This window comes from Dietzia timorensis (assembly GCF_001659785.1).
GTDB classification, from domain to species: Bacteria; Actinomycetota; Actinomycetes; order Mycobacteriales; family Mycobacteriaceae; genus Dietzia; species Dietzia timorensis.
Genome location: NZ_CP015961.1, coordinates 2,563,460 through 2,586,257, shown reverse-complemented (window position 1 = coordinate 2,586,257; position 22,798 = coordinate 2,563,460). Strand labels below are relative to the sequence as shown.

General features: G+C 65.2%; 29 protein-coding genes. 22 read left to right on the top strand and 7 right to left on the bottom strand.

Translation table 11 applies throughout. The features are described 5' to 3' along the window. Positions 1 to 57: 57 nt before the first annotated feature. On the top strand, positions 58 to 1,809 hold the full coding sequence (locus tag BJL86_RS11945; RefSeq protein ID WP_067475853.1) for a pyruvate dehydrogenase: 1,752 nt from the start codon (positions 58 to 60) through the stop codon (positions 1,807 to 1,809). Between the two features lie 81 nt (positions 1,810 to 1,890). On the opposite strand, the gene BJL86_RS11940 is transcribed toward BJL86_RS11945, so the two are convergent. Beyond that, positions 1,891 to 3,309 (bottom strand): alpha/beta hydrolase, encoded by a 1,419-nt coding sequence (locus BJL86_RS11940; RefSeq protein ID WP_075844992.1) that lies wholly within the window; start codon positions 3,307 to 3,309, stop codon positions 1,891 to 1,893. 264 nt (positions 3,310 to 3,573) lie between these two features. Here BJL86_RS11940 and rplN point away from each other — a divergent pair, with 264 nt between their 5' ends. Genes rplN through rplE form a run of 3 tightly spaced genes read left to right on the top strand, consistent with a single transcriptional unit; the run spans position 3,574 to position 4,823 of the window. Continuing rightward, positions 3,574 to 3,942 (top strand): 50S ribosomal protein L14, encoded by a 369-nt coding sequence (gene rplN / locus BJL86_RS11935; RefSeq protein WP_067475859.1) that lies wholly within the window; start codon positions 3,574 to 3,576, stop codon positions 3,940 to 3,942. Next, entirely contained in the window at positions 3,942 to 4,256 is a 315-nt protein-coding gene (gene rplX, locus BJL86_RS11930; protein WP_067475862.1) for a 50S ribosomal protein L24, read from the top strand. The genes rplN and rplX overlap by 1 nt, the downstream gene beginning before the upstream one ends. 3 nt (positions 4,257 to 4,259) lie before the next feature. Beyond that, positions 4,260 to 4,823 carry a 50S ribosomal protein L5 gene (gene rplE, locus BJL86_RS11925; protein ID WP_067475865.1) on the top strand — a complete coding sequence of 188 codons (564 nt, stop codon included), beginning with the start codon at positions 4,260 to 4,262 and terminating at the stop codon, positions 4,821 to 4,823. 113 nt (positions 4,824 to 4,936) lie between these two features. Here rplE and BJL86_RS11920 read toward each other — a convergent pair whose 3' ends face one another. Together BJL86_RS11920 and BJL86_RS11915 are read right to left on the bottom strand one after the other, a co-directional pair. Beyond that, on the bottom strand, positions 4,937 to 5,602 hold the full coding sequence (locus BJL86_RS11920) for an HdeD family acid-resistance protein (RefSeq protein WP_067475869.1): 666 nt from the start codon (positions 5,600 to 5,602) through the stop codon (positions 4,937 to 4,939). A 153-nt stretch (positions 5,603 to 5,755) separates the two neighbouring features. Further along, a complete protein-coding gene (locus tag BJL86_RS11915) occupies positions 5,756 to 6,415 on the bottom strand; it encodes a nucleosidase (RefSeq protein WP_067475872.1) in 660 nt (219 codons plus the stop codon). Positions 6,416 to 6,619: 204 nt separating this feature from the next. On the opposite strand from BJL86_RS11915, the gene BJL86_RS16825 reads away from it, so the two are divergent. From BJL86_RS16825 to BJL86_RS11900, 3 genes are read left to right on the top strand one after another with little or no spacing between them, the layout of a single operon-like run. Next, positions 6,620 to 6,862: a CbtB domain-containing protein gene (locus BJL86_RS16825; protein ID WP_082908592.1), complete on the top strand. Its 243-nt coding sequence runs from the start codon at positions 6,620 to 6,622 to the stop codon at positions 6,860 to 6,862. Between the two features lie 37 nt (positions 6,863 to 6,899). Beyond that, positions 6,900 to 7,751, top strand: a complete 852-nt coding sequence (locus BJL86_RS11905; protein WP_067475875.1) for a CbtA family protein — start codon at positions 6,900 to 6,902, stop codon at positions 7,749 to 7,751. Between the two features lie 14 nt (positions 7,752 to 7,765). Continuing rightward, a complete protein-coding gene (locus tag BJL86_RS11900) occupies positions 7,766 to 8,332 on the top strand; it encodes a histidine phosphatase family protein (RefSeq protein ID WP_067475878.1) in 567 nt (188 codons plus the stop codon). Between the two features lie 10 nt (positions 8,333 to 8,342). On the opposite strand, the gene BJL86_RS11895 is transcribed toward BJL86_RS11900, so the two are convergent. Further along, a complete protein-coding gene (locus BJL86_RS11895) occupies positions 8,343 to 9,593 on the bottom strand; it encodes an amidohydrolase (RefSeq protein WP_067475881.1) in 1,251 nt (416 codons plus the stop codon). A gap of 427 nt (positions 9,594 to 10,020) precedes the next feature. On the opposite strand from BJL86_RS11895, the gene rpsH reads away from it, so the two are divergent. The 15 genes from rpsH (at position 10,021) to rplQ (ending at position 19,562) form a co-directional block, all read left to right on the top strand. Beyond that, positions 10,021 to 10,419, top strand: coding sequence for a 30S ribosomal protein S8 (rpsH, locus tag BJL86_RS11890; protein WP_067475884.1), 399 nt, complete (start codon positions 10,021 to 10,023; stop codon positions 10,417 to 10,419). A 13-nt stretch (positions 10,420 to 10,432) separates the two neighbouring features. Further along, positions 10,433 to 10,969, top strand: coding sequence for a 50S ribosomal protein L6 (gene rplF, locus BJL86_RS11885; RefSeq protein WP_067475887.1), 537 nt, complete (start codon positions 10,433 to 10,435; stop codon positions 10,967 to 10,969). Between the two features lie 3 nt (positions 10,970 to 10,972). Beyond that, the gene (gene rplR, locus BJL86_RS11880; protein WP_067475890.1) at positions 10,973 to 11,374 is read left to right on the top strand and encodes a 50S ribosomal protein L18; all 402 of its coding nucleotides are present in this window, start codon (positions 10,973 to 10,975) and stop codon (positions 11,372 to 11,374) included. A gap of 43 nt (positions 11,375 to 11,417) precedes the next feature. Next, entirely contained in the window at positions 11,418 to 12,080 is a 663-nt protein-coding gene (gene rpsE / locus BJL86_RS11875; RefSeq protein WP_067475893.1) for a 30S ribosomal protein S5, read from the top strand. A 3-nt stretch (positions 12,081 to 12,083) separates the two neighbouring features. After that, on the top strand, positions 12,084 to 12,266 hold the full coding sequence (rpmD, locus tag BJL86_RS11870) for a 50S ribosomal protein L30 (RefSeq protein ID WP_067475896.1): 183 nt from the start codon (positions 12,084 to 12,086) through the stop codon (positions 12,264 to 12,266). Between the two features lie 2 nt (positions 12,267 to 12,268). Further along, positions 12,269 to 12,715 carry a 50S ribosomal protein L15 gene (gene rplO / locus BJL86_RS11865; protein ID WP_067475899.1) on the top strand — a complete coding sequence of 149 codons (447 nt, stop codon included), beginning with the start codon at positions 12,269 to 12,271 and terminating at the stop codon, positions 12,713 to 12,715. Between the two features lie 291 nt (positions 12,716 to 13,006). Continuing rightward, entirely contained in the window at positions 13,007 to 14,326 is a 1,320-nt protein-coding gene (secY, locus tag BJL86_RS11860) for a preprotein translocase subunit SecY (RefSeq protein WP_067475901.1), read from the top strand. A gap of 51 nt (positions 14,327 to 14,377) precedes the next feature. Then, a complete protein-coding gene (locus BJL86_RS11855) occupies positions 14,378 to 14,923 on the top strand; it encodes an adenylate kinase (RefSeq protein ID WP_067475904.1) in 546 nt (181 codons plus the stop codon). Between the two features lie 35 nt (positions 14,924 to 14,958). After that, entirely contained in the window at positions 14,959 to 15,756 is a 798-nt protein-coding gene (gene map / locus BJL86_RS11850; RefSeq protein ID WP_197487610.1) for a type I methionyl aminopeptidase, read from the top strand. A 208-nt stretch (positions 15,757 to 15,964) separates the two neighbouring features. Continuing rightward, a complete protein-coding gene (gene infA / locus BJL86_RS11845; protein WP_003886926.1) occupies positions 15,965 to 16,186 on the top strand; it encodes a translation initiation factor IF-1 in 222 nt (73 codons plus the stop codon). Positions 16,187 to 16,358: 172 nt separating this feature from the next. Next, complete coding sequence (gene rpsM / locus BJL86_RS11840; protein WP_067475910.1) at positions 16,359 to 16,727, top strand: 30S ribosomal protein S13; 369 nt, start codon at positions 16,359 to 16,361, stop codon at positions 16,725 to 16,727. Beyond that, positions 16,727 to 17,134 carry a 30S ribosomal protein S11 gene (rpsK, locus tag BJL86_RS11835; protein WP_067475913.1) on the top strand — a complete coding sequence of 136 codons (408 nt, stop codon included), beginning with the start codon at positions 16,727 to 16,729 and terminating at the stop codon, positions 17,132 to 17,134. The genes rpsM and rpsK overlap by 1 nt, the downstream gene beginning before the upstream one ends. A 23-nt stretch (positions 17,135 to 17,157) precedes the next feature. Then, complete coding sequence (rpsD, locus tag BJL86_RS11830; protein WP_067475916.1) at positions 17,158 to 17,763, top strand: 30S ribosomal protein S4; 606 nt, start codon at positions 17,158 to 17,160, stop codon at positions 17,761 to 17,763. Positions 17,764 to 17,875: 112 nt separating this feature from the next. After that, positions 17,876 to 18,910, top strand: coding sequence for a DNA-directed RNA polymerase subunit alpha (locus tag BJL86_RS11825; protein WP_067475919.1), 1,035 nt, complete (start codon positions 17,876 to 17,878; stop codon positions 18,908 to 18,910). A gap of 85 nt (positions 18,911 to 18,995) precedes the next feature. Next, positions 18,996 to 19,562: a 50S ribosomal protein L17 gene (gene rplQ / locus BJL86_RS11820; RefSeq protein ID WP_067475921.1), complete on the top strand. Its 567-nt coding sequence runs from the start codon at positions 18,996 to 18,998 to the stop codon at positions 19,560 to 19,562. 96 nt (positions 19,563 to 19,658) lie between these two features. Here rplQ and BJL86_RS11815 read toward each other — a convergent pair whose 3' ends face one another. The 3 genes from BJL86_RS11815 to BJL86_RS11805 are packed head-to-tail and all read right to left on the bottom strand — an operon-like array spanning position 19,659 to position 22,628. Further along, positions 19,659 to 20,654: a serine hydrolase domain-containing protein gene (locus BJL86_RS11815; RefSeq protein WP_067475997.1), complete on the bottom strand. Its 996-nt coding sequence runs from the start codon at positions 20,652 to 20,654 to the stop codon at positions 19,659 to 19,661. 32 nt (positions 20,655 to 20,686) lie between these two features. Further along, positions 20,687 to 21,343 carry a metal-dependent transcriptional regulator gene (locus BJL86_RS11810; protein ID WP_067475924.1) on the bottom strand — a complete coding sequence of 219 codons (657 nt, stop codon included), beginning with the start codon at positions 21,341 to 21,343 and terminating at the stop codon, positions 20,687 to 20,689. After that, positions 21,324 to 22,628 (bottom strand): sodium:proton exchanger, encoded by a 1,305-nt coding sequence (locus tag BJL86_RS11805; protein ID WP_067475927.1) that lies wholly within the window; start codon positions 22,626 to 22,628, stop codon positions 21,324 to 21,326. Before BJL86_RS11805 ends, BJL86_RS11810 begins: the two co-directional genes overlap by 20 nt. Positions 22,629 to 22,798 lie beyond the last annotated feature (170 nt).

Here is a 22,798-nt window from a genome sequence, read left to right as displayed (position 1 = left end):
TAGCTGCGGCGCAGCTCCGGCCGCCGCGGCACGACGAACGCTTCCGGAAGGACTCCTATGGCCAAGACCTACGCCAAGCAGCTCGTCGAGACTCTCGAAGCACAGGGGGTCGAGAGGATTTTCGGGATCGTCGGCGACAGCCTCAACCCGATCGTCGACGCACTTGCCGATTCCTCGATCACGTGGGTGCACGTGCGCAATGAGGAAGCCGCAGCCTTCGCGGCCGGAGCCGAATCACTGGTCACCGGGAAGCTCGCCGTCTGCGCCGCCTCGTGCGGACCCGGCAACACGCACTTCGTGCAGGGCCTCTACGATTCGCATCGCAACGGGGCCAAGGTCCTCGCCATCGCCTCGCACATCCCCAGCCTGCAGATCGGCTCCCAGTTCTTCCAGGAAACCCACCCGGAGGCACTGTTCCAGGAGTGCTCGGGATACTGCGAGATGGTCAACTCGGCGCAGCAGGGAGCGAGAATCCTCCACAACGCGTTGCAATCGACGCTCGCCGGTGGAGGGGTGTCCGTCGTCGTCATCCCCGGCGACCTCGCCAAGGAACCCGCGCACGACGAACCCCAGCTTCGCTCCCGCTACACCACCTCGGTGCCGCTCGCGGTCCCGGCGGACCCGGAGCTTCACGCTCTCGCCGACGCCATCAACGGCGCCCGGAAGATCACGCTGTTCGGCGGCGCCGGCTGCAAGGACGCGTGCGCGCAGGTCTACGCGCTCGCGGAGAAGATCAAGTCTCCGGTCGGCCACGCCTATGGCGGTAAACAGTACCTGCAATACGACAATAAGTATGACGTCGGAATGTCCGGTCTTCTCGGCTACGGCGCCTGCGACGAGGCGTTCGACGAAGCCGAGCTCCTCATCCTTCTGGGCACCGATTTCCCATACAACGAGTTCCTGCCGAGCATCCCGACCGCGCAGGTCGACATCAACGGAGCGCACATCGGGCGCCGAACGAAGGTCGATTTTCCGGTCCACGGCGATGTCGGCGCCACCATCGACGCGCTTCTCCCGCTCCTCGACGCGAAGGACGATTCGTCCTTCCTCGATGCGATGCTGAAGAAGCACGCATCCAACCTCGAGCACGTGATCGAGGCGTACACGACAAACGTAGAGGACATGGTGCCGATCCACCCGGAGTACGTCGCCCGGATCCTCGACGAAGAGGCATCGCAAGACGCCGTGTTCACCGCGGACACCGGGATGTGCAACGTATGGCACGCCCGCTACATCACCCCGGGTCCCGGTCGTGCGCTGCTCGCCTCCCTACGCCACGGGACCATGGCGAACGCCCTTCCCCAGGCCATCGGTGCACAGGCGGCCGATCGCAACCGGCAGGTCGTGGCCATGTGCGGTGACGGCGGGCTCTCGATGCTGCTCGGCGAGCTACTCACCGTGTCGCTCCACGAGTTGCCCCTCAAGGCGGTCGTGTTCAACAACTCCTCGCTCGGCATGGTCAAGCTCGAAATGCTCGTGGAGGGCTTCCCGGACAGGGGCACCGACCACTCGGAGGTGGATTTCGCGGCAATCGCCAAGGCCTGCGGCATCGAATCGTTCCGTGTCACCCGGCCGGACGAGATCCGCCCCGCCATCAAAAAGGCCCTCGCCCACGATGGCCCGGCGGTCGTCGACGTCGTCACCGACCCGAACGCGCTGTCCATCCCGCCGGAGATCTCCCTCGAGCAAGTCAGCGGCTTCGCCCGCGCCGCCTCCCGCACCGTCCTCGAAGGCGGCGTCGGCCGGATGATCGACTTGGCCCGCTCGAACCTCCGCAACGTGCCGCGCCCCTCGACGTTCCGCCGGTGACATTCACCCGCAACAGCAACGAAAGCCGCCGCCCACTTTTTTGCGGGCGGCGGCTTTCGTCTTGACGCTCGGTGCTGAGAACTACGGCTGGGCGAGCTCCGGAAGCATGTAGTCCATCGCCTTATCGAAGCCGGGGGTAAACGTCGACCAGTTGTGCACCCCGGTCGGCATGAGGAATGTCTCGTGCTCCACGCCCGCACCCTTGAGGGCCGAGTCCATCTGGTTGGTGCATTCGCGAGTGCCGGCCTCGAGCACATAGCCGGAGAACAGCACGCCGGGATCACTGCCGTATCGCTTGGCGTCCTCGGCGCCGATGGCGCCGGTTGCCGCGGACATGAAGACCTTCGTGCCCTGCAGCTTCTCGGGGTGGTCCGGGAGGTTGCGGGCCTGCCACTCCGGCGCGTTACGGGGGCCCCACATGTTCGTCATGTTGCCTCCGCGGGTCTCGATGCTCAGTCGGAGCGTCTCGTACCCGAGGTCGCTCGTGGTGCTATAGCAGCCGGACACGCCGCCGGCCGTGGCGAAGAAGCCCGGCTTGGCAGCGGCGACCTGCAGCGCGGAACCGGCGCCCATGGATACACCGGTCACGCCGTACTTGCGGTCCTCGTTCTTACCGACCTCCTCGTCGAGGATTTGAGGGAACTCCTCGGTGAGGAAGGTGTCCCACTTGTTCCGGCCCAGGTGCGGGTCGTCTTGATTCCACTCGGTCCAGTTCGAACCGGGTGCGCCGGTCGGCGCGACGCCGATGACGTTGGCGTCGCGCACCCGGTTCGGGCCGCTGGTCAGCGTGCGGAAGCCCGAGGGATTGAGCGTGTCGACGCCGTCGAGGTAATAGAGGACGTTGGCGTCCTGCTGCTTGGACTCGTCGGTGGGGAGGTAGACCTCGACATCGACCTCGCGCTGCATTTTCGCCGACGACACAGTCCAGACCTCGAGGCCGTCACGCACGTTGGGATTCGACTCGGTCTTCTTTCTCACTACCTTGGTCTCGGTGATGTCCGGGTTCGGCTTCGGCACGGCGTAACCGGGGCCAGTGAGCGAGCCGACGCCGCGGGTCACGGCGTCCGGGCCGAGAAGGGTGCCGAGGATCTGGGTGCCCGAGGCGAGCGAACCGACGGGGATGAGCGACATCGCGAGCGTCGAACCCATGAGTGCGGGGGTGACGAGGCTGCCGGCGGGACCTGACATCGACGCGGTGCTCAGCGGTGCGACGCCGGTCGACAGGGGAGCAAGGGTCGGCGCGTCGGAATTGAGCAGGGAACCGTTGGCGATCAGACCAAGGCTGGACCGGGCAATGGTCTCGGCGGACTCGACCGACCCCGCGGGACCGGAACTCAGCGGCGGGAGGTTGAGCGAATCTCCCGAATTGCTCGACTGTGCCGAGGCCTCGGATACGCCCAATGCGCCGGCGGTCGTCGCGACGAGAGCACCGATCGCTGCCGTGGCTAGTAGAGATGTTCCTAAAGTTCGGGCCATGGACTTGCGGGCGGTTCGAGCCATTATCCGAGGTAACCTTTCGCGACTGACATGAACGAGATAACTGTCAACAATTAAATCGTTATTAAAACGTGTTCTTTGGAGACTAACCCGTAATCGCCGAAAAGGCCGCATCGATTTGGGGATCCACCCCCGCGGGCCCTAATATTGAGAAGTTGTCTGCGGCGTCCCTATACAGGTGTGTCCGCAGGCGGCAATGACCGCGTGTACTCGGGTCGGTAATCCGGTGCACATTCCATATAGCTAGGTCAGTCAGGAGTATCTCCAGTGATTCAGCAAGAATCGCGGCTGAAGATCGCCGATAACACCGGTGCGAAGGAAATCCTCTGCATCCGTGTCCTCGGTGGCTCGAAGCGCCGCTACGCAGGCATTGGTGACGTCATCGTCGCCACTGTCAAGGACGCCATCCCCGGCGGCAACGTCAAGAAGGGCGACATCGTCAAGGCCGTTATCGTGCGCACCGCCAAGGAGCGCCGCCGCAACGATGGTTCGTACATCAAGTTCGACGAAAACGCCGCCGTCATCATCAAGAACGACAACGATCCGCGAGGAACGCGCATCTTCGGCCCCGTGGCCCGCGAGCTGCGCGAGAAGCGCTTCATGAAGATCGTCTCGCTTGCTCCGGAGGTGCTCTAATGAAGGTACATAAGGGAGACACCGTGCTGGTTATCTCCGGCAAGGACAAGGGTGCCAAGGGCAAGGTCATCGAAGCCTACCCGAAGGCCGAGCGTGTCCTCGTCGAGGGCGTTAACCGCATCAAGAAGCACGTCGCCGACTCTGCAGCAGAGCGCGGCGCATCCTCGGGCGGCATCGTTACCCAGGAGGCCCCGATCCACGTCTCGAACGTGATGGTCGTGGACGCCGACGGTACCCCGACCCGTGTTGGCACCCGCACCGACGAGAACGGCAAGCGTGTCCGTATCTCGCGCAAGACCGGGAAGGACCTGTAAGCCATGACCGCTCCCGAAAAGTACATCCCGCGTCTGAAGACGCAGTACAAGAACGAGATCCGCACGAAGTTGCAGGACGAGTTCTCCTACACCAACGTGATGCAGGTTCCCGGTATCACGAAGGTCGTCGTCAACATGGGCGTCGGCGACGCCGCCCGCGATGCCAAGCTCATCAACGGCGCGATCAACGACCTGACCCTCATCACGGGTCAGAAGCCGGAGATCCGCCGCGCCCGCAAGTCGATCGCACAGTTCAAGCTGCGCGAGGGCATGCCGATCGGTGTGCGCGTCACCCTGCGTGGCGACCGCATGTGGGAATTCCTCGACCGTCTCACCACGGTCGCGCTTCCCCGCATCCGCGACTTCCGCGGACTCTCGGGCAAGCAGTTCGACGGCCACGGTAACTACACCTTCGGCCTCACCGAGCAGTCCATGTTCCACGAGATCGACATCGACAAGATCGATCGACCCCGCGGCATGGACATCACCGTCGTGACCACCGCGACGAACAACGACGAGGGCCGCGCCCTCCTGCGCCACATCGGCTTCCCCTTCAAGGAGAAGTAAGAAGGCGCCTCGGCACGGTCCGAGCGTAAAGCGAACTCCGCCGTCATACCGGGATTTGTTTCGGGTATGACGGCGGAGTTTCTTTTTTCCGGGCGGACCCTGTGCCCGCTCGGCTAGAAGCGTTGTAGCGACTTGCGCAGCGCGTTCGCCTGGACGATGGCGAGTACGCCGAACGCGATCATGAAGGCGCCGGTGACCATGGCGAGTACGAGCACCGAACCGATCGGGCTGACCAGCAGTACGAGGCCGCCAATGAGCGAGGCGATTCCCGAGACGAGGGCCGTGGTGCGGCCGGTAAAGCCGGGGCGGGGGAGTGTCGCGAGGCGGGCGATGCCGAACAACAGCCAGATGACGCCGAGGAACGCACCGAGCAGGCTGATCGCCATGTCGCCATTGGCCACGCAGAGGATCCCGGCGATGAGCGAGAGCGCGCCAGCCGCGATGGTGAGCACCTTCGCAGTGGTGGAGAAGTTAAGCGCGAAACCGACGCCGATCTGTCCCAGTCCTGCGACGATGAGGTAGATGCCGAACAGCAGCGCGACGACGAGCGTGGTCTGGCCCGGCCACACGAGCAGGAGCAGCCCGGCGAGCAGGCTCGTGATACCAAGGCCTAGAATCAGCTTCCATGAATGGCGCAGGAAACGCTGCGCTCGCTCGCCGAGCACGCCGGAATCGCGGAGGTTGCCGAAGCCGCCGAAGCTGATACCGGTGAACCGCATGCCCCCGAAATTCGGGCCGCCGCGCGGATCGTCCGCGCCTGGATAGTTTCCTGGGTTCATCGCAGTGCACGCTCCTTGAGGTAATAGGGGTGCCCGCATCTTTTCGCTTGCGAGCGCCCTATCTTCCACGATGCCACCGCTGCGGCGCGCCTTGGTGCGCTCTCGGCGAACCCGCGCACATTGCTGTGCTGCAATTTCGCCCCGGGGAGCGGTCTAGCGCGAGGCGCGTGAGCGGGCGTGGCCTGCGATTTCCTCGGCGAGTTCGGCGGCCCGAGCCGCCCACACGTCCCCGGAGGTTTCGTCGGCGGCATCGCTCACGTGCTTGATGAGTTCGACCGGAACGCCGAAATCGTGCGCGACCTGCGCGATCGCGTAGCCCTCCATGTCGACGAGGTCCGCGTGCTCAGCGAGTGCATCCCGCATCGCCGAATCGGCGACAAAGGTGTCGCCCGTTGCGAGCACGACACCGTTGCCGGGCGCGGCGGTGGCCGCGCCTGGCTTTCCCTCGGAGCCCTCGTCGTCGCGCGGGCCTACGTGTAGCGGCGGATACTCGTCCATGCCCGTGATTTTCCTGACGGCGAAGTGCGAGAAATCGTGGAGAAGCACGGTCTCGACGCGGTGGACGCCGAGCATGTGGCCGCGCAGCGCCCCGGCGGTCCCGATATTGACGACCGCACTCGGCAGCCCGCCCGCGGCTTCGTACGACGCGAGGCACGCGGCTAGTGCAGCCGCCGAGCGGATCTTGCCGATGCCGGTGACGAGGACGGGCAGCGCATGGTCGAAGGCCGTGGCCTCCGCCCGCGCGGCCACGACGAACAGCGGCTGGCCGGGCGCCGGGCGGCCGAAGGTCAATGTTCCGGGGGAGGAATTCATTGGGCCAAGGTATCCCGAACGGAAAGCCTATTGTCTTTCGTTTTTGCCGGGGCTAACTTAAAGAAGTCTCAAGGCACCGGAACCTCGTGCGAATCGAGGGCGGTCGCGCCACTGTAAGGCCTACGGGCCGAGCCAGAGCTGGTGCCCTGAGAACGAATCCCATCCACGTTCCGGGCGCGTAACCCGGTAAGGAGAATGTCGATCATGACCTCAGTCAGCTCTACCGGTCCACAAGGCGCCACCGCCTCGGCCGGATCCAAGGACGTCGCCGTCGCCCGCACCGACGTCAAGTCTTCGCTCATCCTCATCGGCGTGTTCGCGCTGTGCATCCTCGCGTACTACTTCGTCGGGGTGGACCAGGGGGCGGTGTCGGTATTCGGCTCCGACACCCACATCCACGAGTACGTCCACGACGCGCGCCACTTCGCAGGCTTCCCCTGCCACTAGTCACGCCCCGAGACATACACGAGCGAAAGACAATTCCATGGAAAAAATCCTGACCCTGCGGGGTCTTCTTTTCGGCGCCATCGGCGGCTTCATCGCCTGGATCTTCATGTACGTCATGGCCGAACCGATCATCGGCCGCGCCATCGATTACGAGGAAGCACGCAGTGAGGCGATGGAAGCCCTCGAACATACTCACGAGGCGGGCGGACACTCGCACGGCGGGGAAGACGAACTGTTCACCCGCAGCATCCAGGAAGGGCTCGGCGCGGGCACCGGCATGGTCGTGCTGGGTCTCGCTCTGGGCGGGATCACCGCCATCATATTCGCATTGTGGATGCACTACCGCTCCGGCGCCGCCGCTGGGCGCTACGCGCTGCCCGTCTCCGGGCTCGCGTTCGCCGTGTTCTACCTGCTGCCCACTCTCAAGTACCCGGCCAACCCGCCGGCAGTGGGCAACGACGACACCATCGAGGCGCGCACCGGCCTGTTCCTGCTGCTCATCGTGCTCAGCGCCGTCGCCGTGCTCATCGGCGTGTTCGTCCGGCAGAAGCTGCGCGCCCGCCTCGGTGCGGGATCGATGTGGGCCGCGGCGGGCGTCGTCATCGTCCTCATGATCGTCATCTACGCCGTCATGCCGCAGCTCGGCTCCCTCGAGGCCAATGCCGGAAGCGGCTCCTCGTTCGAAACCCCGGGGCCAGTCGTTGACGCCGAAGGGCACATCATCCTGGAGGGCTTCAACGCCGACGATCTTTATCAGTTCCGCCTCTACTCGCTCATCGCGCAGGCGATCATCTTCACTTCGATCGCCGGTGGGCTCACCCTTGCGGCGAAGAAGATCGACGCGCTGCGCGGGATCGCTTCGCGCGAGCGTGCCGTAGTCGCCGCGTAGGCGGTAGCGGTCTCATGGTGTTCCGGCTGACGCTGATCGCGCACGCGGCGACCGAGGCGACGCACGCCGCACGCTTCGCCGCGCCGCGCGACGAGCTCAGCCGAGCAGGGTGCGGGGCGGCGCAGCGCCTCGCAAACTCCGGCGAGCTGCCTCGCGAACCCGGGGGCCAGCTCGTGCTGTGCGCTCCGGAGCTGCGCGCGCAGCAGACCGCGAAGCTTCTCGGCTACGGCGACGCTCAAGCCGAGGAATCCTTCGCGGACCTCGATCTCGGCGAGTGGGCGGGCAGGGGAGTCGACGAGATTCCCGCTGCGGACCTCTACTCCTGGAACACCGACCCCGAATTCCGCGGCCACGCCGGTGAAACCGTCGCCGCGGCGTGCGGAAGGATCGGCGCCGCGCTCGATGCGCTCGGCGAAGGGGAGCGGGGGTCGGCCGTGGTCATCGCCCACCCGTCGACGCTCCGCTCCGCCGTCATCCATTGCCTGTCCTCGCCTGCACAGACGTTTTTCCGGGTTGACGCCGGGCCCGGGCACGCGCTCGGCCTCCACCGCCGCGGCTGGCGCTGGACTCTACGGTTGTAGCGGAGGCGGCTCAGGCGAGCCAGGCGCAGGCGGCGACGACGATCGCCTCGGCGCCGCGATCGAGCGTCGGCCACAGGTCCGGGGCGAACGCCGGGTCGTGATTGCCGACGGCCCGCGAGGTATCGGCGAATCCGCCAAGACCCCAGTACGTGTAGGGAACGCCCATCGAATCCGGGACGATCGAGAAGTCCTCGGACGCCGGCACGCGCCCGAGCTCGCCGGATTCGTCGCCGAAGTATGCGTCGAAGGCGGCGTGGACCCGGCCGGTGGCGTCGGCGTCATTATCGGTGATGGGGTAGTGCTCGTAATACTCGAACTCCGGCTCCTTCGGAGAATTCGACGCGGCGCACTCGGCGCGCACGATCCGCTCTATGGCCTCGCGGATCTGTTTCTGTACGTCCGTGGAATACGCGCGCGTGTCGATGAGCAGCTCGGCGGAATCGGCGATGATGTTCGCGCGCGAGCCCGCCCGCAGCGCGCCGACGGTGACCGAGGCCTGCTGCGCCGAATCGATCTCGCGCGAGACGATCGTCTGCAGTCGCATCACGATCGAGGACGCGAGGACCACGGGGTCGACGCCGAGGTAGGCCATCGCGCCGTGCGTGCCGTGCCCGTGGACCGTGACCCGGATGCGCTCGGACGTCGAGAACGACGGCCCGACCTGCGTGCCCACGTGCCCGCCGGGCAGGAAGGACAGCACGTGCTGGCCGAAGTACACGTCCGGGGTCGGGATCTCGTCGGCGATGCCCGCGGCGACGAGCGCGTCGGCGCCCTCCGCGGTCTCCTCCGCTGGCTGGAACACCGCGACGAAGGTTCCCGACCAGGCATCGGTGTGCGCGGCCATCGCCTGGCAGGCGCCAAGCAGCGAGACGATGTGCACGTCGTGGCCGCACGCGTGCGCGACGGGAACGGATTCGCCGCTCGCATCCTTGGCGGTAGCGGTAGAGGCGTAATCCTTGCCAGAGGCCTCGCGCACGGGAAGCGCGTCGATGTCCGCGCGCATCGCGACGACGGGCCCCTCCCCGTTGGCGATGACGGCGACGACGCCGGTGTCCCCAACGCGCTTCGGGGACAGCCCGTATCCGGACAGCGTGTCGACGATGCGCTGCGAGGTCTCGTTCTCGGCGAGGCTGAGTTCGGGGTGCTGATGGAACCATTTGTAGAGTTCCTCGCGCTCGCCCTGCGAGGTACCGAGGTCCGCGAGGATGTCCGCCGCCGCGGCGTAGCCCTTGCCCGATTCGGTTTCCGTCTGCGTGCTCACGGTCGTTCCTCCCTATATTTGCGCTGGTCGCTCGATTTGGTGCTGCGGGTCCTTGTTGCTAGCGTAGTTAGGTCCCATCGGGGATGCAGCGCGCCTTGGTGCGTGGAGCTTCACCCGATAAGAGTCGCGGCGGACAGGGTCCTGCCGGGAGTGATCCCGTGAGGCCATCCCACCCCTCGATTCTGTACCCGGAACGCCGCAGGCCAGCCCCTTCGGGCAGGTTCTGATGTCGCAAGCCGGGGGACAGGGCCCGTGAATCCTCACGGAGCCCAAGGTATTAATGGAACCTCTTCGCTATAGGCCCACCGCCAGGCGAATCGCGTGCCTCCGACGTCATAGGACAAAGCCTTTGGTTTATGACGTCGAAGTCGCCGAGCGCCCCCGGTGTTGCATGGGAACCGTTGCGAGAAAGGAATAGGTCCATCGCATGTCGATGACAGACCCTATCGCGGACATGCTTACGCGCGTCCGCAACGCGAACTCCGCGCATCACGACACCGTGAAGATGCCGTCTTCCAAGCTGAAGGCGAACATCGCGGCGATCCTCAAGCAGGAGGGCTACATCGCCGAGTACGAGGTCACCGATGCTCGTGTTGGTAAGGAGCTCAGCATCGAGCTCAAGTACGGCCCCACCCGTCAGCGTTCGATTTCCGGCATCCGCCGTATCTCGAAGCCGGGTCTGCGCGTGTACGCGAAATCCGACAACCTGCCGAAGGTACTCGGCGGACTCGGCGTGGCGATCATCTCCACGTCGCAGGGTCTGCTGACGGACCGTCAGGCCACGAACAAGGGTGTGGGCGGGGAAGTCCTCGCCTACGTCTGGTAGAGGAGGCCTTTCAATGTCACGTATCGGTAAGGCTCCCATCACCATCCCGTCCGGCGTGGACGTGAAGGTCGACGGCAGCCACATCACCGTGAAGGGTCCGAAGGGCGAGCTTTCCCGCGAGCTCCCGGGCCTGATCAACGTCAATGTCGAAGACAACCAGGTTGTCTGCACCCGCCCCGACGAGGAGCGCGAATCGCGTTCCCTCCACGGCCTGACCCGTTCCCTCGTGAACAACATGGTCGTCGGTGTCACCGAGGGCTACAAGCAGGACATGGAAATCTTCGGCGTCGGTTACCGCGTGCTGGCCAAGGGGCAGGACCTCGAGTTCAACCTCGGCTACTCGCACAGCGTGCCGGTCGCAGCCCCGCAGGGCATCACGTTCGCCGTCGAGAGCGCCACCAAGTTCTCGGTGTCCGGTATCGACAAGCAGCTTGTCGGCCAGGTCTGCGCGAACATCAAGCGCCTGCGCAAGCACGACCCGTACAAGGGTAAGGGCATCCGCTACGCCGGCGAGCAGGTTCGCCGCAAGGTCGGAAAGACGGGTAAGTAAATCATGGCAAATTCCACTGAGAACAAGCGCACTCCGCTCGGCACCGATGTGTCGACGGCACGCCGCGTCTCGCGTGCGCGCCGCCACAACCGTCTGCGCAAGAAGGTCGAAGGCACCGCCGTTCGTCCCCGTCTGGTCGTCAAGCGCTCCTCGCGCCACATCCACGCCCAGATCATCGACGACTCGCGTGGCCACACCCTCGCCGCCGCATCGACCCTCGAGGCCGATGTCCAGGCCGTCGACGGTGACAAGAAGGCCCGCAGCGCGAAGGTCGGCCAGCTCCTGGCCGAGCGCGCCAAGGCCGCAGGCATCGAAGCCGTCGTGTTCGACCGTGGTGGTAACAAGTACCACGGCCGTATCGCGGCGCTCGCCGACGCCGCCCGCGAAGGTGGGCTGGGATTCTAATGACGAATTTCAACGCAATGACCGCTAACGGAAGGACTGTCTGATGCCGGGACGTCAGCGTCGTGACGGCGGCAACGGGCCCGCCGACGACAACAAGAACAACAACCGCGATGGCAACCGCGACGGAGGACGGGGCGGCCGCGGCCGTGGCCGTGACGACCGTCGCCAGGGTGGTCGCGCCGAGGACGAGCGCTCGAACTACATCGAGAAGGTCGTCTCCATCAACCGTGTGTCCAAGGTCGTCAAGGGTGGTCGTCGCTTCAGCTTCACCGCTCTCGTGATCGTGGGCGACGGACAGGGCATGGTCGGCGTCGGCTACGGCAAGGCCAAGGAAGTTCCCGCGGCCATCCAGAAGGGCGTCGAAGAGGCTCGCAAGAACTTCTTCCGCGTCCCGATGATCGGTGCCACCATCCCGCACCCGGTCCAGGGTGAGGACGCCGCCGGCGTCGTGCTCCTGCGTCCGGCGTCGCCGGGTACCGGTGTTATCGCCGGTGGTGCGGCTCGTGCCGTGCTCGAGGCCGCCGGCATCGGCGACATCCTGTCGAAGTCGCTGGGTTCGGCGAACGCGATCAACGTGGTTCACGCCACCGTTGCCGCGCTCAAGGGCCTGCACCGTCCCGAAGAGGTCGCGGCGCGCCGCGGTCTCCCCATCGAGGACGTCGCACCGGCAGGCATGCTGCGTGCGCGCGCAGGACAGGGGGCCTAAACCATGGCAACACTGAAGATCACGCAGGTCCGCGGAACCGTCGGAACCAAGCAGAATCAGAAGGACTCCCTGCGCACTCTGGGTCTCAAGGGCATCCGTAAGTCGGTTGTCCGCGAGGACAATGCGCAGAACCGGGGTCTGATCAACGTCGTGAGCCACCTCGTTGTGGTTGAAGAGACGGAGTGAGCATGACCATCAAGCTGCATCACCTCCGCCCGGCGGATGGCGCCCACACGGACAAGACCCGCGTCGGACGCGGTGAGGGTTCGAAGGGTAAGACCGCCGGTCGCGGTACCAAGGGCACGAAGGCACGCAAGAACGTCCCCGCGGCGTTCGAGGGTGGCCAGATGCCGATTCACATGCGTCTTCCGAAGCTTCGCGGCTTCAAGAACCGCAATCGCATCGAGTACCAGATCGTCAATGTCTGCGATATTGCTCGGTTGTTCCCCGAGGGTGGACAGGTCGGCGTTGCCGAGCTCGTCGCCAAGGGCGCGGTTCGGAAGAACGAACTCGTGAAGGTTCTCGGAGAGGGAGAGCTGTCGGTCGCCGTCACGGTGTCCGCGCACAAGTTCTCCGGCTCCGCCAAGAGCAAGATCGAAGCCGCCGGTGGCACCGCCACCGTTCTCGGCTCGTAATCGGGATCCGAGGCGGAGGACTTTCGACACGGTCTACGTGTTGTCGGTCCTCCGCCTCGATTCATTTCTCTGCCGGATTTTTCTGGGGCGTGCCTCACCGTTGGGCGCCAATAGCCGGCGAGTTGATAGAGTGCATAGGGTTCATTGTGTGGATCCGCGGCGATAGCGTCAGTGGGTGTGCAGAATGAGCACCTGGTGCCCGGGGGAACAACCGCTTTCCCGGTTCGGATGTACCAGGTGGATAGACGTTAGGAAGCGGCCGCCAAGAGGCTGCGGTTATCAGGAGGACATGTGCTTTCAGCACTGGTGTCTGCGTTCAAAGACGTAGACCTGAGGAAGAAGCTCCTCTTCACCCTGGGACTCGTTGTCCTGTACCGGATCGGCGCACAGATCCCCTCGCCGGGTGTCGACTACCCGGAGCTGCATTCAGCACTGGACACCGCGCTCAGCAGCGAACAGGGGCAGCTCTACTCGCTCGTCAACTTGTTCTCCGGCGGCGCGCTCCTCCAGCTCTCGGTCTTCGCCATCGGCATCATGCCGTACATTACGGCGTCTATCATCGTGCAGCTGCTCACCGTGGTCATCCCGTATTACGAGCAGCTCAAGAAGGAGGGGCAGTCGGGTCAGGCCAAGATGACCCAGCACACTCGCTACCTCACGATCGGGCTCGCCGTTCTGCAGTCCGCGGGCATCGTCGCGCTTGCCCAGCGTGGCCAGCTGCTCGGCAACGGCCAGTCCGTCCTCGTCGACGACAGTATCTTCACGATGATCACGATCATCGTCGTGATGACCGCCGGCGCGGCCATGGTCATGTGGTTCGGTGAGCTCATCACCGACCGAGGCGTCGGCAACGGCATGTCGCTCCTCATTTTCGCGGGCATCGCCGCACGCGTTCCCGCCGAGGGCGTCAATATTTACCAGAACGCCTCGTCGATCAAGTTCGCCGCCGTGATGGGTGCCGTCCTCCTCATCATCGTCGCGGTGGTGTTCATCGAGCAGGGCCAGCGTCGCATCCCCGTCCAGTACGCAAAGCGCATGGTCGGGCGCCGCCAGTACGGTGGAACCACGACCTACCTGCCGCTCAAGGTGAACCAGGCCGGCGTTATCCCCGTGATCTTCGCGTCCTCGCTGATGTACATCCCGACGCTGATCACCCAGCTCGTACAGGACCCCAACGATCCCGGCTCGGGGTGGTGGCAGGAAGTCGTGATGTCTCACATCAACGACCCGGGCAGCATCGGCTACATCGTCGTCTACTTCGCGCTGATCATCTTCTTCGCCTACTTCTACGTGTCGATCCAGTTCGACCCGATGGAGCAGGCCGAGAACATGAAGAAGTACGGCGGCTTCATCCCGGGCTTCCGCCCCGGGCGGCCGACGGCACAGTACCTCGGTTACGTGCTCAATCGAATCCTGTTGTTCGGCTCGCTGTATCTTGGCATCATCGCCGTGTTGCCGAATATCTTCCTGGATATGGGCCAGGGAGGCGACGTACAGAATATGCCGTTCGGCGGTACGGCGGTGCTGATCATGGTGTCCGTCGGCCTGGACACCGTGAAGCAGATCGAAGCGCAGCTCATGCAGCGCAACTACGACGGTATTCTGCGGTAACTCGTTCCCCGGGTGGCCCAATGGGCACTGCCCGCTAAGAAAGGAAGCTCTATGCGCATCGTTCTGGTAGGTCCCCCCGGAGCAGGTAAGGGAACGCAGGCGGCCCTCCTGTCGGAGAAGCTCGGGGTGCCGCACATCTCGACCGGTGACCTTTTCCGCGCGAACATCTCGGAAAACACCGAGCTCGGCCAGACTGCCAAGAGCTATATCGATGCCGGCAACCTCGTGCCGTCTTCGGTGACCAACGACATGGTCGCCGAGCGGATCGCCGAGGGCGACGCAGCAGAGGGCTTCCTCCTCGACGGCTACCCGCGCAGCGTCGAGCAGGCCGATGCGCTCTCCGAGCTGCTGGCCAAGAGCGACCTCGACATCGACGCGGTGCTCGAATTCGACATCGACGACGACACGGTCGTAGAGCGCATGCTCGCCCGCGGTCGCGCGGATGACACCGAAGAGGTTATCCGCCACCGCATGGACGTCTACCGTTCGGAGACGGCACCGCTCCTTGACTACTACGCTGGCAAGGTCGTGAAGATCGACGCCGTAGGAGAGGTCAACGAAATCTCCGACCGTGCGATGAAGGCACTCGGTAAGTAGCGCGAAGGCGCTCCGAGAAGAGAATCGACGCACTGATGTTCGGTCGTAAGAACAAGGCCATCACGGCCCGCACGGCGGGCGAGCTCGACGTCATGGAAGCCGCCGGACGCATCGTCGGCGAAGCGCTCGTCGCCGTGCGCTCCGCGGCGAAGCCCGGTATGTCCACGCTGGAACTCGACGAGATCGCCGAGGAGATCATTCGGGGAGCCGACGCGATTCCCTCGTTCAAGGGATACGAGGGGTTCCCGGGTTCCGTGTGCTCCTCGGTCAATGACGTCGTCGTCCACGGGATCCCGTCGTCCGCCGTCATACTTTCCGAAGGTGATCTGGTGTCGATCGACTGCGGCGCCATCCTCGACGGTTGGCACGGCGATTCCGCGTGGACCTTTGGCGTGGGCGAGCTCTCCGCCGCTGATTCCGCCCTCAACGATGCCACTGCCCAGGTTCTCGCCGACGGGCTTGCGGCGATGGTCCCGGGCAACCGGTTGACCGATGTGTCCGCTGCGCTCGAGGCGGCGACCCGGGCGGCGGAGGACGACTTCGGTATCGACCTCTACATCGTCGACGGCTTCGGCGGGCACGGCATCGGGCGTGCGATGCACGAGGACCCCTACCTGCCGAACGAGGGCAGGGGAGGGCGCGGCCCCCGAATCGTTGCCGGGTCGGTGCTGGCAATCGAGCCCATGCTCACCGGTGGGACCGTGCACACCAAGACCGATGCCGACGACTGGACCGTTCGTACCGCGGATGGGTCTCGTGCATCGCATTGGGAGCACACCGTTGCCGCTACGGATTCCGGTGCGCGCATTCTCACCCAGCGCCCGACTGCCTGATCCTCGGCGTCGGCTCACATCGCCGAATTGGTTCAGCCTGCGCAAATGGGTTAAGCTGGATCGTCGGTATGCCAATCATCTGGCAGACCGCACCGGTTGCGTCCTGAATGCGGTGCCTTCCTGCGCGTAAAAGTGCAGGTACAACGCGGGGCGCAGCTTCTGTCAACCTACAACCACGGTCAGAGTCGGCCGGGGAAAAGTGGAGGAAATGGCGAAGAAAGACGGAGCCATCGAAGTCGAGGGTCGCGTAATCGAGCCGCTGCCGAACGCAATGTTCCGCATCGAGCTGGAGAACGGACACAAGGTCCTCGCGCACATTAGCGGCAAGATGCGTCAGCACTACATTCGTATCCTGCCCGAAGACCGCGTCGTCGTGGAGCTGAGCCCCTACGACCTTTCGCGCGGACGCATCGTCTACCGGTACAAGTAGCACCGCACACGTCAATAATCCCAGCACCAGCTGCTCCTAACACGCGTAGGTGCGGTACACCCCCGGATGCGGAGGCCGGGGCCTGAGGGTTGTGCACTTCGAGAGAAGTCCATATCTCTATCGGGACGGGCCGGGATGAAACCTACCGCAGTACAGAGAAGGAACGCACCATATGGCACGCCTTGCCGGCGTTGATCTCCCCCGCGACAAGCGGATGGAGATTGCGCTTACCTACATTTTCGGCATCGGTCGTACTCGCGCCACGGCGATCCTCGCGGAAACCGGCATCAGCCCGGACCTTCGCACCAAGGATCTCACCGACGAGCACATCACGACCTTGCGCGACTACATCGAGGGCAACTACAAGGTCGAAGGTGACCTGCGCCGCGAGATCCAGGGCGATATTCGCCGCAAGATCGAGATCGGCAGCTACCAGGGACTGCGCCACCGCCGCGGACTTCCGGTTCGTGGTCAGCGCACCAAGACCAATGCCCGCGGTCGTAAGGGACCGAAGAAGACCGTCGCCGGAAAGAAGAAGTAATGCCTCCTAAGTCACGCGCTGCGGGCCCGAAGAAGACGGGTCGCCGCAGGGAAAAGAAGAACGTCGTTCAGGGCCAGGCCCACATCAAGAGCACGTTCAACAACACCATCGTTTCGATTACCGACCCCACCGGTGCCGTGATCTCGTGGGCCTCCTCGGGCCACGTCGGCTTCAAGGGATCGCGTAAGTCCACCCCGTTCGCCGCTCAGCTTGCCGCTGAGAACGCCGCCCGCAAGGCGCAGGAGCACGGGATGAAGAAGGTTGACGTTTTCGTCAAGGGCCCGGGCTCGGGTCGCGAGACCGCGATTCGTTCGCTCCAGGCCGCCGGCCTCGAGGTCGGATCGATTTCAGACGTCACCCCGCAGCCACACAACGGAACCCGTCCGCCCAAGCGGCGTCGCGTCTAAGCGGGAAGGAGAGGTAAGAACACATGGCACGTTATACCGGCCCCGCTACTCGTAAGTCGCGTCGTCTGCGCGTCGACCTCATTGGTGAGGATCAGGCGTTCGAGCGTCGCCCGTACCCGCCGGGTCACCACGGCCGCGCCCGGGTCAAGGAGTCCGAGTACCTGCTCCAGCTGCAGGAGAAGCAGAAGGCGCGCTTCACCTACGGCATCATGGAAAAGCAGTTCCGCGGATACTACGAAGAGGCAAACCGTCGCCAGGGCAAGACCGGCGAGAACCTCCTTCAGATCCTCGAGACCCGTCTCGACAACGTCGTGTACCGCGCCGGACTGGCTCGCACGCGTCGTCAGGCTCGCCAGCTGGTCGCCCACGGCCACTTCCTGGTCAACAACCAGAAGGTGACCATCCCCAGCTTCCGCGTTTCGCAGTACGACATCATTGATGTCCGGGAGAAGTCCCGCAGCATGCTGCCGTTCGAGATTGCTGCCGATTCCGTCGGCGAGCGCCCGGTTCCGGCCTGGCTCCAGGTCGTCCCGACTACGCTCCGTGTTCTCGTGCACCAGCTGCCCGAGCGCGCCCAGATCGATGTGCCGCTCACCGAGCAGCTCATCGTCGAGCTCTACTCGAAGTAGTAAGCCCCTTGTTGATTCCCGGAGGTGGCGCGCTAGCGCGTCGCCTTCGGGGCGTCGTCGACAGTCCTACCGGCGTCAAATAGCGGACGCCGTTTACCGAAAGAGGTAGCACATGCTCATCTCCCAGCGACCCACTCTTTCCGAAGAGGTCGTTGCCGAAAACCGCTCGAAGTTCTCCATTGAGCCGCTCGAGCCGGGCTTCGGTTACACCATCGGTAACTCGCTGCGTCGCACGCTGCTGTCGTCCATCCCGGGCGCCGCAGTGACCAGCATCCGTATCGAGGGTGTTCTGCACGAATTCACCACCGTGCCGGGCGTGAAGGAAGATGTCACCGACATCATCTTGAACCTCAAGGGTCTGGTCGTCTCGTCCACCGAAGACGAGCCGGTCACCATGTACGTCAAGAAGCAGGGGCCCGGCGTCATCACCGCCGCCGACATCGTCCCGCCGACGGGCGTCGAGGTTCACAACCCCGACATGCACATCGCGACCCTGAACGAAAAGGGTCACCTGGAGATCGAGCTCGTGGTCGAGCGTGGCCGTGGCTACGTTCCGGCCGGCATGAACGCCGGAGCAGATCAGGAGATCGGCCGCATCCCGGTTGATTCCATCTACTCGCCGGTGCTCAAGGTCAGCTACAAGGTCGAAGCCACGCGTGTTAACCAGCGCACCGACTTCGACCGTCTGGTCCTGGACGTGGAGACCAAGAACTCCATGACCGCGCGCGATGCACTGGCATCGGCCGGTAAGACCCTGGTTGAACTGTTCGGCCTGGCCCAGGAGCTCAACGAGGAAGCCGAAGGCATCGAGATCGGGCCCAGCCCGGCAGAAGCCGACCACATCGCTTCCTACAGCATGGCCATCGACGAGCTCGACCTTTCGGTGCGCTCGTTCAACTGCCTCAAGCGCGAGGGTGTCCACACCGTCGGCGAGCTTGTTGCTCGCAGCGAGTCGGACCTGCTCGACATTCGCAACTTTGGTCAGAAGTCGATTGACGAAGTCAAGATCAAGCTCGCTGAGCTCGGCCTGTCGCTCAAGGACGCCCCTCCCGGATTCGACCCCGCCTCGGTGCAGGGCTACGACCCGGAGACCGGCACCTGGACGGACGAGGGCGGCGAAGACTACGCAGAGACTGAGCAGCTGTAACTCACTGCAAATAGCATCCCGCTCACCCCGGGGCCGGACCATTGCAGTCCGTGTCGATCCGGGGTTCCCCTAAGGAGTAGACGAAATGCCCAAGCCGAAGAAGGGCGCCCGCCTCGGCGGGTCGGCTTCGCACCAGAAGCTGATTATCTCGAACCTGGCTACGCAGCTGTTCGAGCACGACAAGATCCGCACCACCGAGACCAAGGCGAAGCTTCTTCGCCCGGTTGCGGAGAAGCTGATCACGAAGGCCAAGCGCGGAACCCTCGCGGACCGCCGCAACGCCGCGAAGATCGTGCGCGACAAGGACGTTCTGCACAAGCTGTTCGACGAGATCGGCCCCCGCGTGGCCAACCGCGATGGCGGCTACACCCGCATCGTCAAGCTCGAGAACCGCAAGGGTGACAATGCGCCGATGGCGCTTATCGCCCTGGTGACCGAGGAGACCGTGGCCAACGAGGGCGCACGCGCAACGCGTGCGGCGGCCTCCAAGAAGGCGGCCGAAGAGGCCAAGGCAGCTGAAGAGGCCAAGGCCGAGGCTGAGGAGGCTCCGGCTGAGGAGACCACCGCCGAGGCCGCGGCCGCCGAGGCGAGCCCGGCCGAGGATCCGGCCGCCGAAGGTGGCGCCACCGCCGGTGAGGACGAGAACAAGTAATCTCGCTCTGCACCAGTGAGCGGGCGTCTCGCCACTTCCCACAGGGAGGGTGAGGCGCCCGCTTCCTCATTTTCGTCGCTCGTTGAGCGCGGGCAGCTATGGCGCAAGCAGCATCGCGGCCGCTGTGCCGTCGAGGTCGATATGCCCGGCGCAGCTGATCATCAGCGCGCGATGTTCGGAACGATCGACACCGATCCACGAACTGAAGCCGCCGGTCTCCCCGTTATGCCACGTCAACGAACGGCCCTCTCCGCGGCTAATGTGCCAGAATGCCCCCAGCGATAACCCGTCGTCGATCTCGAGCCACTCGGAAAGCGCGTCCATCCCCGGTGCCGAGTGCGCGACGAGCGCCTCGAGGTAGGGCGCCATGTCATCCGCCGAGGCGCGGAGTCCGCCTGCCGGCGCGTATCCTGGGCCGGTCCATGGATCGGCGGGTCTCCCGGAGAAGGTCACCCCGGGTACGTCGCGCTCGGACATGGCGCCATCCGGGGTCTGCACCAGCGCGGTCGGCAGGGCCAGGGGAGTGGCGAAGCGCCCACGAAGGAGTGCCGGATACGAGGTGGCGTCGGCGGCGGCGAGGGCATGTCCCAACGCGGCGCCGCCCAGAGTCGAATAGCGGTAACCGGATGCGTGCAGTCGCGCGCGGCGAAGCTCCCCGTACACGTCCTCAACCGTTTCGCCGTCGGCCTCCCGCCCTCGCACTGCACGCAGAGCCTTTCGCCACGTCCCGAATCGGGAACCGCCATGCGCGGGCAGCCCCGAGGTGTGCGTCGCCAGAGCCTCGAGTGTGACGGCGGAGGCGGGGCACTCCCCGAGCGGCAGCAGAGAGCCGAGGGGCTGGTCGGCGGACACGGTGCCGTCGGCGACCATCGACGCGAGAATATGGCCATTGATCGCCATGCTCAGCGAGCCGAGCTCGAAGGTTCCGTCGTGCTCGGCCCCGACTGTCGCCGTTCGCGTGTTTCCTTGGGCGACCTCCACGATCGCAAGTGCGTACACACGGCGTTTGCCCAGCGTGGACATAAATCTCTCGGCGAGTTCGGCGTCCCCATGAACGGGCGAGGTCGTATCGAGCGGCGTGAACTTTCCCATTGCCATCCCAGGGTACCCGGACGGCGGGTGGGCTAAGCGATTCGAATCGCGGAGGCCACGGCGACGGGGATGTCGCGTCCCACGCCGTCAACCTCGATGGATACCGTGCCGACCTCGGGCAGGTGGGTGACTACATCGACTTTCGCGCCGACGACCACGCCGAGGCTCGACAGATAGCGCACTACCGCCGGGTTGCCGTCGCGGACGCGTGTGACCGTGCCCGCCGCGCCATTATCAAGCTCGGTGACCGCGGTGCCCTGTTCCCCGGGGATCTCGCCGGCCTCGGTGGGGATGGGATCGCCGTGCGGGTCGTGGGTGGGTCGTCCGACCGCGTCATACATCGCGTCGAGCACGAGCGGCGAGACGGCGTGCTCGAGGACATCGGCCTCGCCGTGCACCACATCCTGGCTCAGTCCCAGCTTGTCGAACAGGTAGGTTTCGATGATGCGACGCCGGCGCAGAACGCCGACCGCGATTTTGCGCCCCGCCGGCGTCAACGTGATCTGTCCGTAGGGCTGGTAGTCGAGGTAGCCCTCGTGTGCGAGCCGCTTGAGGGTGGACGAGACCGTCGAGGCGGTCACCGACAGCGCCGCCGCGAGATCGCTCGTGGTCGCCGCGTCGTTCCATTCCTCCGCCTTGAACACGGCGGTGAGGTAGTCCTCGGTGACGCTAGAGATGTTGTGCGGCATAGGTGTGATTGTTCCATGTTTCGTTCGGGGGTTCGCCCTCGCGGCCGCGAGGCGAGCGGGGATCGTCGACGTCGTCGGTGGATGACGGCGGACGCCACAACGCCGTGAGTGTCGGCAGGATGTGCCTGCGGTGGACGATGAACACGGCGAGCGCGACCGCGGTGTGGGCCGCGGCGAGCACGTACCTGCCGTGGGTGCCGGTGATGACGAACTGGAGCGCGAACAGCGCGGCCAGGGCGATCGCCGAGGCGCGGTGGAACCGTAAAGAAAGCAGAATCGCCACCCCGAGCATCGTTTGCGAGGCGGTGAGCGTGAACTCCTCGACCTGCCGTGTATCGAGCGCGAGTTGCCACTCGCCGCCGCCGAGTAGGTGGGCGATCGGCAGCGAGCCGATGAGCAGGCTCCACTGGTTGATCTTCGAGGCGATGAGCGTGGCGATGGCGATTGCACCCTGCCCGCGCAGCGCGAACAGCGCGGCCACGATGAACTCGGGCGACTCCGAGGCGAGGGGCGCGAGCCACTGGACGAGGAAATACGGGTCCACGCCGAGGCTCGTACCCGAGGCGATGAGCGACTCGGCGAACGGCTCGGCAGACGCGAGGATGACGGCGGCGGCGCCGAGGAACATGGCCGCCACGGTGAGCCGGCGCGCGAGTCGGGGGAGCGCGACGATGTGCGCGGCCACGGAGACGAACGGCTCCTCCGAATCGTCGTCGGAACGGGTCGTCGACCACAGATAGACGAGGAACGCCCCGATGAGGACTAGGCCCAGCCACAGCGGGATCGAACCGGTGAGGGGGATGAGGAGCGCGGTAACGGTGAGCACCGCGAGCACGGCGATGTCTCGCCTGGTGGCGGACGGAAGGGAGAGGAAGCGGGGACCGCGCTGCCCGGGGTCTCGTCGCCGCCTGGCCACCCATAGCGCGAGCAGAACCACCAGCGGCCAGCCGAGTCCGAGGAGCAGGCGGTTGGAGCCGTTCATATTCGCAGCGGCGAAGGGTAGATAGGCAGGATCCGAACCGGACCGGAACGCGTAGAACAGGTCAACGGCGTACTCGGGTAACACCGCGACGAGCGCGAGCAGCGCCACAGCAAGCGGGCCGGAGATGTCCTTGCGGGCGGCATCGGCGGCCCAGGCGAGCACGAACGATGCGGCGACGACGGCGGCGCCGAACGCGAGGAGCGACACCGGCGCGGGAACGGCGGCGCCGGAAACTCGCAATACGATCGCCGGCGTGGCGACCGCGACGCAGACACCGACTGCGCGCACGAGAAAGGCGGACATGGGGGCCTCCCTGCCTTGCTCCGCCGAAACCGGCAGCGCCACACGGCGCGCCGACCCCAGGCGGGATGGGACAGAAGGTCTCGCTCGCCTCGCCACGGTGGTTGCGAGGCCCGGGCGCCGGGAGGACATCGGATCCTCCAGTATGTCGACGCGCCGACTTGTGCGGCGGG